Consider the following 13643-nt stretch of genomic DNA (forward strand, 5'->3'; position numbering starts at 1 on the left):
CACCTCACGGCGAGGTGGCCGCCCCGATCCGGTAGGGCGGCGGCGTCGCGCCCATCAGATGCGTGACGAAGTAATCCCACATCCGGCGCATGTAGTAATCGTCGTTGCGGAACAGTTCGTGGTCCTGGTTGGGCAGGTAGAGCAGGTCGTAGTCCTTGTTGGCCAGCGTGAGGGCGCGCGCCAACTGCAGGGTCAACGCCGGCATCGCGTTCTCATCCAGGTCGCCGTAGACCAGCATCAGCCGACCCTGCAGGCGATCGGCCAGTGCATCGTTGGCCAGCGGCTGGAACAGCGCTGGCACTGCATCCGCTGCTGGGCGCACGGCGGTGCCGTCTGCATAGACCGGCTGGCCGCCGACCAGGCGGTCCATGCCGTGGATCGCGCCGCCGTACATGCCCTGGAAGCTGTGGCTGCCGGCCGAAGCCACGCCGACTTTGTAGAAGGTCGGATGACGCAGCAGCGCACGCGCCGCACTGTAGCCGCCGAAGGAATGCCCATAGATGCCGACCCGCGTCAGGTCCATGCCCGGATAACGTACGGCAAGCGCGCCGATCGCCGCGACGTGATCGTCCAGCTGCAGATCGGCCGCGCTCAGGAAGCTGGCATCGTGGAAAGCCTTTGAACGTCCGGGTGTGCCGCGCGCATCGATGCTCACCACCACGAAGCCGAGCTGGGCCAGGCTGGAGCGCGCGACGGGGTTCATCGTCGCGGTGGCGTCGACGAAGCCCACCGGGGTATTGGTGATGTGCGGTCCGCCGTACATGGCATCGATGACCGGATGCCGTCCATCCTCGCGGTAGCCAGGCGGCAGATAGACCGTGGCCTGCAGTTCGGTGCGTCCATCGGCGGCCAGGACACTCACCCGCTGTGGTGGCGTCCAGCCGGCGGCGCGCACGGCGCGGTCGTCGCCGCGCTCCAGTTCCAGCACGACCCGGCCATCGGCCGTTGAGCGCAGCACGCTGACTGGCGGCTGGTCCACCCGCGAGTAGCCATCGACAACGTACGCCGCCGAGGGCGACAACAGGTGGGAGGGACGCCCGCCCATGAGCACACCGGTTCCGCCTTCGATCGCATGATCGGCCGCTTCAGGTGTGAGGAGGACCGGCGCGCCACCATCCAGCGACACGCGGTACAGGCGTCGTTGATACGGATCACCCGGCTCGCGCCCGCCCGCAGTGAACAGCACCTGGCGACGCACCTCATCGACGCCGACCACATCGCGCACCAGCCATGCGCCCTTGGTGAGCTGGCGGACCACACGTCCATCGCGTCGATCGACCAGGTACAGATGGCCCCACCCATCGCGCTGCGAGAACCAGACGATGCCGTCGTCGTGCTGCAGGACGTGCACCGCCGGCCGGTTGTAGGGATAGCTGTTGAGCTGCACGCGGGTATCGCTGCGCTCCTCCTGCACGGTACGCACGCTGCCGGTACTGACATCCACCTCGACCAGACGCAGCCGTGCTGGGTGGTCATAGCGCGCGATCGCCGTATAGACCTTGCCGGCATCGGCCGACCAGCCCAGCACGCCGGCTTCGGTCAATGCATGCCAGCCCTCGGGAACGGGGATGCTGCGTGTGGCGCCATCCACCTCGCTGACGAACCACGCATCGCGGACCTGCTCGACGTCGCCCAGCAGGCCCAGCCGTACTTCGTGCACGACCGGGCGGAAGCCGGTGGCCGGCGCGGTGGCCAGGTAGGGATAGGGCAGGACGCGGCGTTCGTCGTAGCGCACGCCGAACAGGCGCTGGCTGTCCGGAGACCAGGTCACCGCGAACGGTGGTATCTGCATCCGGCCTTCCCGGCGCGGAATGCCGCGCAATGCAAAATCGGGCAGTACCCCATAACCGTACGAAGGCTCACCATCAAGAGTGAGCGCCCGTCGTTCGCCGTCGGCGCCGCGCCGCAGCCACAGATTGTCCTGCTCGACCCGCACGCTGTGCCGACCGTCAGGCGCAGGCAGGTCGCGCGGATCGGCGGCAGGCGATGACTGCACCTTGCACGGCATCGGCAGCGTGCATGCCGCCACCCGCTGTGCGTCCACGCGCAAGGTAATCCGTAGTCCATCGTCGCCGCTGGCGACGCGGTCCACCTGCTGCATGACGTTGCCCGGATCAGCGACCCCGGCAGCCTGCAGCGCCGTACGCATCACGTCGTCGTCAAACAGCGCCGCGCGCGTGGAGCCCACCGGATCGACCAACACGTAGCCGGTGCGGCCATCGTCCTCCTGGCGGGCATACCAGAAGCGGCCGTCCTGCAGCCAGCGCGGCGCGACGCTGGCATTGCGGACCTTGCCGCGCAGCTGCTGGTCGAGCACGCGCTCGGCGCGCTGGTACTGCACCAGGCCCGGCGCCTCGGCCCCGGCCGGTGGGCTGGTGATCGCGGTGACCGCCACGCCGAGAAAGAGCAGACAGTGAAACATCCCCGAACGTGGTGCGGCCATGCGTATCGCTCCCTGATGACGGTCGCCCGGCAGGCGGCATCGTCATCATGGCGCGCGCTCCTGCCAGCCTGGAGCACCGAGCATGCCGGTGCTCCAGCGCGCACTCAAGCGGCGCTGCGGCAGCGTGTGCGCCCCTCGGGGCCCCCCGCTTACTGTGTCAGTTCCACCACCGGCACGAAGCCACCGTAGATCATCCGCTTGCCGTCGAACGGCATCGGATTGTTCTCCGGGTTCATCCGCGGGTCCTCCATCATCTTCTGCATGCCGGCATCGCGGGTGGCTTTGTCCGGCCATTCGATCCACGAGAACAGCACGGTTTCATCGTCCTTGGCCGCCACCGCGCGATGGAAGTCGGTCTGCTTGCCATGCGGGACATCGTCGCCCCAGCACTCCACCACGCGCAGCGCGCCATGCTCGATGCAGATCGCATCGCCCATGTGCGCGTGTTCCAGGAATTTCGCTTTGTTCGCGGTCGGCACGGCAAGTACAAAACCATCGATGTAGGCCATGGCAGAGCTCCAGATGACGCGCCGGGATGGGCGTCTTCAAGACATACGACGAACCGGGGGACGGAATCTCGACACTGCGCCCGGTGGCCTTTGCGGCCAGTGAGGTTGTCCAGACGGGTCATGGAGTGAACAAATTCAGCATCCGATACGTCCTTTAGGGCTGCCTTTGGGACAAATGTCAGAAAAGTCTGAGTCATTGAGGGGAACATCCTGATAGTCCAGCTGACGCATTCAGCTCATGATGGCCTTGCCGGGCAGGACGCCCCACGGCGCCCTGCGGTCCAACGCCCCACGGCACGGACCTCGGTGCATCCAGGAGGATGGACGCGTTAGCCGATAACTCCCCAAGAGCGGCTTCCCCAGCGCGTGACGCCCCGAAAGGGCACCGTCGTGACCAGAATCCTTTCCCGCCCCGTCCACCTGCGCGCCGCGCCTTCCCCTTTGCATGACGCCCCCGCGTGATCCCCGCGGCAACGGGCGCTCACGCCGTCCTCGCCTGGAAAAAGTCACGCGCGTATGCCAGAGCGCGTCTGAACGCCGCCCCAAAATTCACTTTTGTGGACGCGGTCAACTTCAGGGCGGGTTGTGTCGAATAACGGAGAATTTACATTCCCGATGCAGTCCGGCCTCCATGCCGGGTGCAAGTAGTCCAAGACATAAAGGTGTACCCCCATGAAGACTTCGTTGATTGCTCTGGCCCTGGCCGCCGCCCTCCCGTTCACCGCTTCGGCGGCTGAAGGCCTGTCCTACAACTACGCTGAAGCCGACTACGTCAAGACCGACGCAGATGGCGGCAAGGCCGATGGTTGGGGCGTGAAGGGTTCCTACGCCTTCCACCCGAACTTCCACGCCTTCGGTGAGTACAACCAGCAGAAGACCGACATCGGCGACTTCAAGATCGACCAGTGGCGCGTGGGCGTTGGCTACAACCAGGAAATCGGTAACAGCACCGACTTCGTGGGCCGCGTCGCCTACAACAAGTTCGACCCGAAGGAAGGCCAGGACTTCAACGGCTACAGCGCTGAAGCCGGTATCCGTACCGCCTTTGGCCAGCATGCCGAAGTCTATGCCATGGCCGGCTACGAGGATTACAGCAAGAAGCACGGCGTCAATCCGGATGGCCAGTTCTACGGCCGCCTGGGTGGCCAGGTGAAGTTGAACCAGAACTGGGGCATCAACGGCGACATCAAGATGGATCGCCATGGCGACAAGGAATGGTCGGTCGGCCCGCGCTTCAGCTGGTAATCCCAGCGTGACCGCATCGCCACGCGCCTGACCGGCGTGGCAGGAAAGGCCCGGCATTGCCGGGCCTTTTTCGTGGGCGCGATCCAGGCACGGGCCCCGAGGGATAATGAAGCACCGCCATGGAGATGCCCGATGCCCCCGTCCTCTGATCTGCAGCACCCCCGCCTCGGCTGCGGTGCCGTCATCCAGCGCGCCGATGGCGCGATCCTGCTGGTCCAGCGCGGGCGTCAGCCTGAGCAGGGGCATTGGGGCCTGCCGGGCGGCAAGGTGGACTGGATGGAGAAGGTCGAAGATGCCGTGGTGCGCGAGGTGCAGGAGGAAACCGGGCTGCGTGTCGCAGTGACGCGTTTGCTGTGCGTGGTCGACCACTTCGAGCCGGCACTGGGGCAGCATTGGGTCGCCCCGGTGTATCTGGTGCGTGCGCTCGACGCCACCATCGCATCGGTGAAAGAGCCCGAGGCGTTGCTCGGGCTGGGCTGGTTCATGACGGATGCGCTGCCGGCGCCGCTCACGCTTTCTGCGCGGAAGGCCCTGGAACACCTCTCGATCGCGACTTGAGCTGCACCGTGGCGGCGCTCAGCGCCGCGCCGCCGCCCCATCGCCGCGCGCCACGGCCTCCACTTCAGCCAGGCTGGTGACAGCGCAATCGCCCGGCGTGGACATCGCCAGCGCGCCATGCGCGGCGCCCAGGTCCACCGCTGCCTGCTCGCCCTTGCCGCCGAGCAGGGCATGCACCACGCCGGCCACGAAGGCGTCGCCACCGCCGACACGGTCGAGCAGGTCTACTTCGCGTGCGGCGGAGACATACAGTTGCGACCGGGTGCGCAGCGCGCCGGCCCAGCCGTGGCGGGCGGCGTTGGCGGCGTCGCGCAGCGTGAACGCCACCGCCTGCAGCGCCGGGAACTGCGTCATCGCGCGCTCGGCGGCTGCCTCGGCCGGACCGACATCCATCGGCGTGTGGCGGCGACCGAGATCGCTCAGGTCCATGCCCAGGCATGCGGCGAACGAATACTCATCGCCGATCAGCAGATCGCATTCGGCGGCGATGGCGCAGTTGGTGTGCCGCGCGGCCTCCGGGTCCGGATGGCTGTTCCAGAGGCTGGCGCGGTAGTTGAGATCGTAGGACACCGCCACGTCGTGCCGGCGCGCAGCACGCACCGCCGCAATCGCCGTCGCCGCGCTGTGCTCGGACAGGGCGGCGAAGATCCCACCGGTATGCAGCCAGCGCACGCCGTGCTGGCCGAACAGCGCGTCCCAGTCGAAGGCCTCCGGCTGCAGTTGCGAGGCCGCCGAGTACGCGCGGTCGGAAATGCCCAGCGGCGCACGCGCCCCGAAACCACGCTCGGTGAAGTTCAGGCCCATGCGGGTGTTGCGGCCGATGCCATCGTAGTCGCGCCAGAGGATCTGGCTGGCATCCACGCCACCGGCCTGGATCAGCTGCTGGGCGAGCAGGCCGAGCTCGTTGCGCGGCAGGGCGGTGAGCACCCCGGTGCGGTGTTCGAACGTGCTGCACAGGCCGCGTGCGACGTTGTATTCGCCGCCGCCTTCCCACACGGTGAACTGGCGCGCGCTGCGGATCCTTCCCTCGCCGGGATCGAAGCGCAGCATCACCTCGCCCAGCGCCAGTGCGTCCCAGCGCTGGCCGTTGTCAGGCGCAACGACGAAGCTCTGGGCCGTCATCGCACCGGGCACCCGAGCAGGGCCAGATCGATGCCGTCGGCCATGCGCCGGTAGCCTTCATCGTTGGGATGCAGGTGATCGCGGGTGATGTCCTCGGGCAGGTTCTCCGGGTTGGCCGGATCGCGCAGGATCCGGTCGAAGTCGATCAGGCCATCGAAGCCGCTGCGGCCACCGCGCATCCAGGCGTTGAGGGTGGTGCGGGTGGCGGCCGCGATCGGCTCGTAGCGGTCCGAACCACCGAACGGCGTGATCGTGGCGGCGATCGGGCGGATGCCGTTGCTGTGCAGGCGTTCGGCGATCTGCCGGTAGCCCAGCACCATGTCCTCGGCGTTGCGGCCGGGCACGGGTGGGGTGCCGCCGTCGTGGCGGATGTCGTTGATGCCTTCGAACAGGATCACGCGGTCCACGTTCGGCAGCGCGATCACGTCGCGGTCCAGCCGCGCCAGCGCGCTGTGGCTGCGGCCATGGTCCATCACCTTGTTGCCGCTGATGCCGGCGTTGACCACCACCACCTGGTCCGGGCAGGCCTGCTGCAGGCGGGCGGACAGCAGTGCGGGCCAGTCGCCGTTGCTGCCGCGGGTGGCGGTGGCCCCTTCGGTGATGGAGTCGCCCAGGGCCACCACGACGATCGGCTTGCGGGTGCGTTCGGCCAGCACGGCCGAGACCACGTTCTGCCGGTAGGCGAGTTTGACCGCATCGCCGACCGTGGCAGCGCGGCCCTCGGCAATGCGCAGCGCGGTACGCCGGACGGCCGGGCGGGTGGCATCCGGGAAGTACACGGTGAGCGAGACGTCGGCCAGGGCCGGTGCGGTGATCGCGACCGGGTCGCTGAGCAGGGCGGCGCCGACCGGCACCACCACCTCGCCACGTCCATTGAAAGTGACCGGCCTGGCCGCGGTGGCGGTGCCGGTGAGGTGGGCCGAGGCACTGCCGATACGCAGCGGCGCCTGGCCGAGTTCATTGCTGATGCGGAAGCGCAGCGCCCTGGCCGAACTGGCCAGGCGCATGTCCTGGCGCACGGTCTGGTTGGCGAACTGCACCGGGGCCTCGGGGGTGCCATCGAGACGGTCCGGGGCCGGCGAGGCGGTCCAGGCTGGCACCCAGACCTGGGCCTGGGCGGGCAGCGCCGCGGCGCTGGTGGCGAGTGCAAGAGAGAATGCAGTGATCCAGCGCAGCATGGCGGCCCTCCCAGGCGGTCAGCGGGTCAATCAGGAGAAGTAGGTGCCGCCGTTGACGTCGACGTTGGCACCGGTGATGAAACCGGCGGCGTCGGAGGCCAGGTACACCGCGGTATCGGCGGCTTCCTGCGGACGGCCCTGGCGGCGCAGCGGCGTATTGCCGGCCACGGCAGTGCGTACTTCCGGCTTGGTGAATTCATCATGGAAGCGGGTGGCGATCATGCCGCAGCACAGCGCGTTGACGCGGATGCCGCGCGGGCCCAGTTCCTTGGCCATGGCGCGGGTGAAGGTCATCACCGCGGACTTGGCGGTGGCGTAGATCGCCGCGCCGGGGCCACCGCCATCGCGGCCGGCCTGCGACGCGAAGTTCACGATCGCACCGCCCTCGGGCATGTGCGGTACCACCGCATGCGTGGTCAGGTAGACCGAGCTCATGTTGAGGTCCATCACCTTGTGGAAGAAGGCCTCATCGATCTCGGCCAGCGGACGGCGCTGGACCATGCCACCGGCGACGTTCACCAGCACGTCGATCTGCGGGCCGAACGCGGCCTGGGTCGCGGCGACCATCGCCGCCACCGCCTTGGCATCGGTGACATCGGCGCGATGCACGATCGCGGTGCCGCCGGCGGCTTCGACCTGCTTGAGGGTCTCCTGCGCGCTGGCTTCGTCGTTGGCGTAGTTGATGCACACCTTGGCACCGGCCGCGGCCAGCTTGAGCGAGATCTCGCGGCCGATGTCACGGCCGCCACCGGTGACGATCGCCACCTTGCCCTTGAATTGGGTCATGAAACACTCCTGTGATGCGTTGGGGGAAAGAGAAGAAGGGAACTCAGCGGCGCTCGACCGGGCCGTGGATTTTTTCCACGCGACCGGTGACCAGCCACAGCGCCAGCAGGGAGGCCGGCACCAGGGCCGCCACCAGGATGAAAATCGGTGCGTAGGAGTCGTGGGTCATCGCCGGCACCAGCCAGGTGGTGATCAGCGTGCCGGCCACCGCGGCCATGCCGCCCAGGCCAGCCACCGAGCCGACCGATTTGCCGCTGAAGATGTCGCCGGGCAGGGTCTGGATATTGCCGATCGCGATCTGGAAGCCGAGCAGAACGAAAGCGATGGTGATCACCGCCCAGACCGGATCGGTGGCCAGCACCGCACCGATCAGCGCCGGGGCCATGATCGCGCCGCCCAGGGTGATCACCACCTTGCGGGCTTTATCCACGCTCCAGCCGGCACCGATCAGACGGCCGGACAGCCAGCCGCCGCCGAGGCTGCCGATCATCGCGCCCACGTAGGGCACCCAGGCGAAGATGCCGATCTGCTTGATGTCGAAACCAAAGGTGTCGGCCAGATAGATCGGCAGCCACGACACGAACAGCCACCAGATCGGGTCCAGGAAGAACCGCGAGATCAGGATGCCCCAGGTCTGGCGGTGGCCCAGCAGCTGGCGCACGTTCGGCACGTACTCGGCCACCGGCACGGCCGGCTGCTCGGTTGGCGCATCCAGGATCAGTGCACGCTCGGCCGCGCTTACCCACGGGTGCTTGTCCGGGCCGGCGCGGTAGATGATCAGCCACGGCAGCAGCCAGATGAAACCGATCGCACCGATCAGGATGAAGGTCCCGCGCCAGCCCAGCCACAGGAACAGCACGGCGATCAGCGGCGCGGAGATGATCGCGCCGATCGAGGCGCCGGCGTTGAACACGCCCTGCGCCAGTGCGCGTTCCCGCGCCGGGAACCACTCGGCATTGGCCTTCACCGCGCCCGGCCATGCACCAGCTTCGCTGATGCCGAGCATGGCGCGCACGATGCTGAAGGACAGGATGGAGTGGGTGACCGAGTGCAGCGCGATCGAGATCGACCACACCGCGATCGAGAGCGCAAAGCCCAGGCGCGTACCGATGATGTCGAACAGGCGCCCGAACACGAACTGGCCGGCGGCGTAGAACAGCATGAACACCGTGACCAGCAGCGCGTAGTCTTCCTTGGTCGCGCCGACATCCTGCGAAATCTGCGGCCACATCACCGCCAGCGCGTTGCGGTCGATGTAGTTGATCACCGTGGCGACGGCGATCAGCGCCACGATCAGCCAACGGACATAGGTGCGGGCCTGCGTGGTGACCTTCATTTGCTGTCCTTGCCGGCGCCGGTGCCGGTATCGAAGCGCTTCCAGCCGCCGTCCCAGCGCCAGCTGTGCCCATCGCCACTCACTTCATGCGATCCGCCCTGGGTGGGGTCGTCGGCGATGCCCAGCGCCAGCCGCTTGCCGCCGGCCAGGTCGAGCACCAGCACATCCGCATCCTTGCCGCGGTAGTGGGTGAGGCGATCGATGCGGCTGTTGGCGCCGCGCACGGTCTCGGCGGTGCCGTCGTACTGGCCGTGCGGTTCGAGCACACCGTAGAACGTGGTGGCGGCCTGGCCATCCACGCGCTGCAGCAGCATCGGCTCACGGCGCAGGTTGAACGAGGGATCATTCGCGCCGCTCTCGCCGATCAGGGCGCGCGAGGGTGCGGTGCTGGCGAACCGGTAGGTGTAGAAGCGACCGTCCAGCAGCCAGGTCAGGCTGCGCGCATCGCGGGTCGGCTCGCTGGCCGCATCGACCCACACATGCTGGTAGCCGTTGGCCTTGCCCAGCACCGGACGCGCGGCGACGGCGGACTGGGTCTTGAAGCCGACGTCCATGATGTGGCCATTGAAATGCAGCGGCAGGTCATAGCGCGCGGCCTTGCTGCCGGTGACGCGCAGCAGGTCCAGCACCACCGGCTCGCCCAGCGATGGGTGCGAGAGCAGCGCCTGGGTGCGGGTGAAGCTGACCCCGTCGTAGGCGCCTTCCATCCGCGCGGAGGCGATCTGGGTATCGCCGCTGACCGCGAACAGCAGCGGCGTCGGCGCCAGCGGCTGGCCCTTCTTCCAGTCGCCACCGAAGTGGCTCTGCTCGTTCACCACCAGCGTGTTGTGCGCGATGGTCTGGCGGGCCCAGCTGCTGTTCTCCGGCAGGTAGATGCCACCGGCCTTGGCCTCGATGTTGAGGAAACGCGCGGCACCGTAATCGGTGACCACGCGCTGGCCGTTGTCGTAGAACAACCAGTTGAGCTTGTCGAAGTGGCCGTGGCCCATGCCCTGCTTGGTGTTCTTCATCACCAGCGCCTGGCCGCTCTCGCCGCCCATGCGCAGGATCGCCAGTGCGCCTTCGGTGCCGTCCGGGCCATCGCGCAGCAGGGTGGGCACGAAGGCGAACGGTTTGGCCTTGTTCTCCGCCAGCGCCTGGGCCACCTGCAGGCCTTCCGGCGAGAGCAGCACGCGCTTCTGTGTTTTGGCCACCGACAGCAGGCGGGCATCACCGGTCTGCGCGTAGGCGATATCGATGCCGGCCACCAGTTCCTCGGTGTCCAGCCCTTTGTCGAGGATGGCGTCGTTGATCGGGATGAAGTAGCCGCCGTAGCTGCTCTGCACCAGCGCATCGACCGCCTTGAGCAGCACGCCGTCGCGACGCTTGAAGATGCCGCGTTGCGGTTCGTTGCGCTCGATGGCGTTGGCGAACAGGATGAATGGCGCCAGCGCATACCGCTGGTAGTACGGGCCTTCTTCGTAATAGCCGTCCGGCGAGAACAACTGGTCGACCTGCTTGAGGAAGCCGGCGCTGCCATCGCGTTTGCTGCCCTGCAACGCCTTGTCGACGTAGCTGGCATCGCGCAGCACGTAGCCGGTCATGCCCACGGCCGCCACGGCCCAGGTGGCGTGGTTGTGGATCTTGTCGAAGTTCTCCGGCGTGCCGGAGAGGAAATCGGCCATCGCGCGGAACACGTTGTCGTCGATGGTCGTGCGATCCGCGTCACTGAGCGTGTCGCGGATCGCGTCGTAGCCCTGCGCCGCGCTGACCAGCCACACCGAATCGTTGAGGGTCTGCCAGAACAGCCGGCCGGGAATCTGGCCGCGGCCCTGCGGGTGCGCGCCCAGCCCCGGGTAGAGCTTGGCGTAGCCCAGCAGCAGGTCGCGGGCGAAGGTGGCGTAGGCCTTGTCGCCGGTCAGGCGGTACAGCGCGCCGGCGGCCTGGATGGCCTGGTAATTGCGCTTGTGCTGTTCGTGCGTGTAACCGCCGCCCTTGTCCTTGGGCACCGGCACGTCGATGCCGGCCTTCATCATCGCGCGCACGCGCTGTTCGGCGCGCTGCTGTTCCCTGGCGAACAGTGGCGAGCGCGCACCCTCGGCACGCATCTGCGTCCACTGCGCAGCGGTGACCAGCACCGGTGCGGTGGCGGACGCCGCGGGCGCCTGCCGGGCGGCGGGTGCGGCCTGTGCGGCGGGCAACGCAGCCCCGCCAAGCGTGGCGGCAAGCAGCAGCATCAGGGGCGGGGCGTGATTCATGGCAGGGCCTCAACAGGGGTATCGGACAGCAACGGCGCGGTGGCCGTCAGCGGGTTGTCGCCCATGCGCAGGGTCGGTTCCCCGACGCGATGGCTGAAACGGACGCGGCCGCTGCGGTCGAAGCGGTTGTCGCGGATGCTGGCGAACTGCACGCCATGCAGGCGCAGGCTGGTGTCATCGGCGACGCCCACCTGCTCGAACTGGTTGCCGTGCACCTGCAGGGCCGGGCCGAAGGTGCTCTCGTCGGTGCCACCGCGATACAGGTTCAGGACCGGCCCACCGATGCGGCGGAAGCGGGAGTTCAGCAGATCCACCTGCTCGGCGTTGTAAGTGCCCAGATCATCGGTCTCGGCGGCCGCGGCGATCACGCTGCCGGTGATGTCCTCTACCGTGACGTTCGAGAGCGCGATCCGCGCGGCCAGGCTGCCCTTGCCGGTGGCGATCACATCGAAGGCCTTGTTGGCGGTCAGCCCGTGCACGTGGCTGTCTTCCAGCAGGAGCGTGTAGTTGAACGCCTGGCTGCCCGGCGGCACGCGGATCACCGCATTGCCGGCCGCATCCGGTGCGAGCGCACCGTCGATGTCCAGTCGCGCCAGTCGCAGCGAACCGCCCGCACTGATCTCGAACAGGCTGGGCCGCGAGAACTGCACGCTGGCCTGGCCACGCGCGGGACCTGCCACGCTCAAGGGATGGTCCACCGCGAGCACCTGGCTCACGGTGTAGCGGCCACGCTGCAACTGCAGCCGGTCGCCCGGGGCGCTGGCAGCCATGGCGGCGGTGAGGGTGTCCTCGCCCGGTGCGACCGTGCGTACCGCGCCGCTGTCCAGGGCGGTGGTGGTCAGGGTCTTGGGGTACCAGTCCACGCCGACCTGGTCGCGGGCGATCGGGGCAAGATCGCGCGGGGCGCCGGCATCGAGCGCCGTAGTGGGATAAAGCAGGCCGTTGGGCGCGCGCTGCAGGGTCAGGGACTGGCCGCTGACACCGCCGGGGAAGCCGGGCGATACGGCCGGGCTCTGCACGTTGCCGGCGAACGTGATGCCGGACAGATCGCCCTGCGTGCGCAGCAGCTCGCGTTTGCCATCGCCGATGAAGAGGTTGCCGGCGATGCGGCTGTTCACCGGCATCGCGTTGCGCTCCTCATCCAGCCCCGCGCCCAGCAGCACGGTGCCGACCTGGATGAAGCTGTTGCGTTCGATCACCGCGTGATCGATCTGCTCGTAGCGGTTCAACGGCGCGTCGTGGGTACCGGCCATCACGCTCAAGGCCGCGGCGAAGTTGTCGCCGGCAATGCCTTCAAAGTAATTGTCGCGCACGGTCTGGTGGCGGTTGATCACGCGCACCCCGCCGGTATGCGCCTTGCCATGGCCGAGGAACACATTGCGTTCGACCCGATTGCCGTGGCCGTGACGCAGCACCAGCGAGCCGCGCGAGTCCTGGAAGACGTTGCCCCGGTAGATGTTGCCGCCGGACTTGTTGGAGACGATCTCCACCTCGCCATCGCACTGCTCGAACCAGTTGTTCTCCACCACGGTGCGCGAGTCCGACTGCGAATCATGGCTGGTGCCGATGCGCATCGTCTCGCCGCCGTTGGAACCGAGGTTGGGGCGCGGGCCGAACCAGTTGTGGTCGATGCGGTGCTGGTTGTCCAGGCCGCTGGTGGCGTTGCGCACCACCACCAGGGTGGTCCCTGCATTGGTCTTGCCGACCAGCTGGTTGTGGTCGAAGCGGTTGTGCTGGCCATACAGCGCCACCCAGTGATCGGACTGCTGGCGGTCCGGTTTGTTGTAGCGGTCGATCACGATCCCGGTCACCCGGCTGCGGTTGGCCCACTCATTGGCCGACCGCCGGAACGAGACCACTTCGCCACCGGGCGCCCAGCCATCGCGGAAGACCAGGTTGGACACCTCCAGATGCTCCCCGGCCAGACGCAACTGGGATTGGCCGCTGAGAATCACCTTGCCGGGGGTCTGGGCCGTCAATCTAATTGGTTGACCAATTTTCCCGGTTCCCCGGAAAAGCAGGTCCATGTCACGCCAGACGCCGTCGGCCAGGATCACCGTATCGCCGGGGGCAAGCGCGCGGGTGGCGTTGGCATAGGCAGCGGCGTCGCGCACCAGGTAATCGGCGGCCGTGGCCGGGAATACGGCCAACGACAGGCTCAACAGCAAGGCGTTGGCCATGGGACGCAGCACCATCGGTGCATGCGAGTGTTGCAAAGTCACGGGGTTA

The 13643-nt window shown here is 67.7% G+C and carries 10 protein-coding genes; 2 read left to right on the top strand and 8 right to left on the bottom strand.

From position 1 onward, the window contains the following. Nucleotides 1-4: 4 nt before the first annotated feature. Together BIZ42_RS10875 and BIZ42_RS10880 are read right to left on the bottom strand one after the other, a co-directional pair. Nucleotides 5-2422 carry a DPP IV N-terminal domain-containing protein gene (locus BIZ42_RS10875; RefSeq protein WP_070426443.1) on the bottom strand — a complete coding sequence of 806 codons (2418 nt, stop codon included), beginning with the start codon at nt 2420-2422 and terminating at the stop codon, nt 5-7. Nucleotides 2423-2592: 170 nt separating this feature from the next. Then, the gene (locus tag BIZ42_RS10880) at nt 2593-2952 is read right to left on the bottom strand and encodes a DUF1428 domain-containing protein (RefSeq protein ID WP_070426444.1); all 360 of its coding nucleotides are present in this window, start codon (nt 2950-2952) and stop codon (nt 2593-2595) included. A 672-nt stretch (nt 2953-3624) separates the two neighbouring features. On the opposite strand from BIZ42_RS10880, the gene BIZ42_RS10885 reads away from it, so the two are divergent. Both BIZ42_RS10885 and BIZ42_RS10890 read left to right on the top strand, forming a co-directional pair. Further along, nucleotides 3625-4197: an Ax21 family protein gene (locus BIZ42_RS10885; protein WP_019185563.1), complete on the top strand. Its 573-nt coding sequence runs from the start codon at nt 3625-3627 to the stop codon at nt 4195-4197. A 132-nt stretch (nt 4198-4329) separates the two neighbouring features. Beyond that, the gene (locus BIZ42_RS10890; protein WP_070426445.1) at nt 4330-4755 is read left to right on the top strand and encodes an NUDIX domain-containing protein; all 426 of its coding nucleotides are present in this window, start codon (nt 4330-4332) and stop codon (nt 4753-4755) included. Nucleotides 4756-4773: 18 nt separating this feature from the next. Here the strand turns inward: BIZ42_RS10890 and BIZ42_RS10895 are convergent, their stop codons facing one another. From BIZ42_RS10895 to BIZ42_RS10920, 6 genes are read right to left on the bottom strand one after another with little or no spacing between them, the layout of a single operon-like run. Next, nucleotides 4774-5877, bottom strand: a complete 1104-nt coding sequence (locus BIZ42_RS10895) for a sugar kinase (RefSeq protein WP_070426446.1) — start codon at nt 5875-5877, stop codon at nt 4774-4776. Further along, nucleotides 5874-7055, bottom strand: a complete 1182-nt coding sequence (locus tag BIZ42_RS10900; protein ID WP_070426447.1) for a GDSL-type esterase/lipase family protein — start codon at nt 7053-7055, stop codon at nt 5874-5876. Before BIZ42_RS10900 ends, BIZ42_RS10895 begins: the two co-directional genes overlap by 4 nt. A gap of 30 nt (nt 7056-7085) precedes the next feature. Further along, nucleotides 7086-7841, bottom strand: a complete 756-nt coding sequence (locus BIZ42_RS10905; protein ID WP_070426448.1) for a glucose 1-dehydrogenase — start codon at nt 7839-7841, stop codon at nt 7086-7088. A 43-nt stretch (nt 7842-7884) separates the two neighbouring features. Beyond that, a complete protein-coding gene (locus tag BIZ42_RS10910; RefSeq protein ID WP_019185568.1) occupies nt 7885-9177 on the bottom strand; it encodes an MFS transporter in 1293 nt (430 codons plus the stop codon). Continuing rightward, nucleotides 9174-11414, bottom strand: coding sequence for an oligoalginate lyase (locus BIZ42_RS10915; protein WP_070426449.1), 2241 nt, complete (start codon nt 11412-11414; stop codon nt 9174-9176). Before BIZ42_RS10915 ends, BIZ42_RS10910 begins: the two co-directional genes overlap by 4 nt. Next, nucleotides 11411-13636 (bottom strand): polysaccharide lyase 6 family protein, encoded by a 2226-nt coding sequence (locus BIZ42_RS10920; protein WP_237393494.1) that lies wholly within the window; start codon nt 13634-13636, stop codon nt 11411-11413. Before BIZ42_RS10920 ends, BIZ42_RS10915 begins: the two co-directional genes overlap by 4 nt. Nucleotides 13637-13643: the final 7 nt, after the last annotated feature.

The sequence above is a fragment of the Stenotrophomonas sp. LM091 genome (assembly GCF_001806305.1).
Classification (GTDB): Bacteria; Pseudomonadota; Gammaproteobacteria; order Xanthomonadales; family Xanthomonadaceae; genus Stenotrophomonas; species Stenotrophomonas bentonitica_A.

Bases quoted from the DNA above. Each gene is read 5' to 3' on its own strand.
- BIZ42_RS10875 (WP_070426443.1), bottom strand. From the start codon at position 2,422: ATGTTTCACTGTCTGCTCTTTCTCGGCGTGGCGGTCACCGCGATCACC.
- BIZ42_RS10880 (WP_070426444.1), bottom strand. From the start codon at position 2,952: ATGGCCTACATCGATGGTTTTGTACTTGCCGTGCCGACCGCGAACAAA.
- BIZ42_RS10885 (WP_019185563.1), top strand. From the start codon at position 3,625: ATGAAGACTTCGTTGATTGCTCTGGCCCTGGCCGCCGCCCTCCCGTTC.
- BIZ42_RS10890 (WP_070426445.1), top strand. From the start codon at position 4,330: ATGCCCCCGTCCTCTGATCTGCAGCACCCCCGCCTCGGCTGCGGTGCC.
- BIZ42_RS10895 (WP_070426446.1), bottom strand. From the start codon at position 5,877: ATGACGGCCCAGAGCTTCGTCGTTGCGCCTGACAACGGCCAGCGCTGG.
- BIZ42_RS10900 (WP_070426447.1), bottom strand. From the start codon at position 7,055: ATGCTGCGCTGGATCACTGCATTCTCTCTTGCACTCGCCACCAGCGCC.
- BIZ42_RS10905 (WP_070426448.1), bottom strand. From the start codon at position 7,841: ATGACCCAATTCAAGGGCAAGGTGGCGATCGTCACCGGTGGCGGCCGT.
- BIZ42_RS10910 (WP_019185568.1), bottom strand. From the start codon at position 9,177: ATGAAGGTCACCACGCAGGCCCGCACCTATGTCCGTTGGCTGATCGTG.
- BIZ42_RS10915 (WP_070426449.1), bottom strand. From the start codon at position 11,414: ATGAATCACGCCCCGCCCCTGATGCTGCTGCTTGCCGCCACGCTTGGC.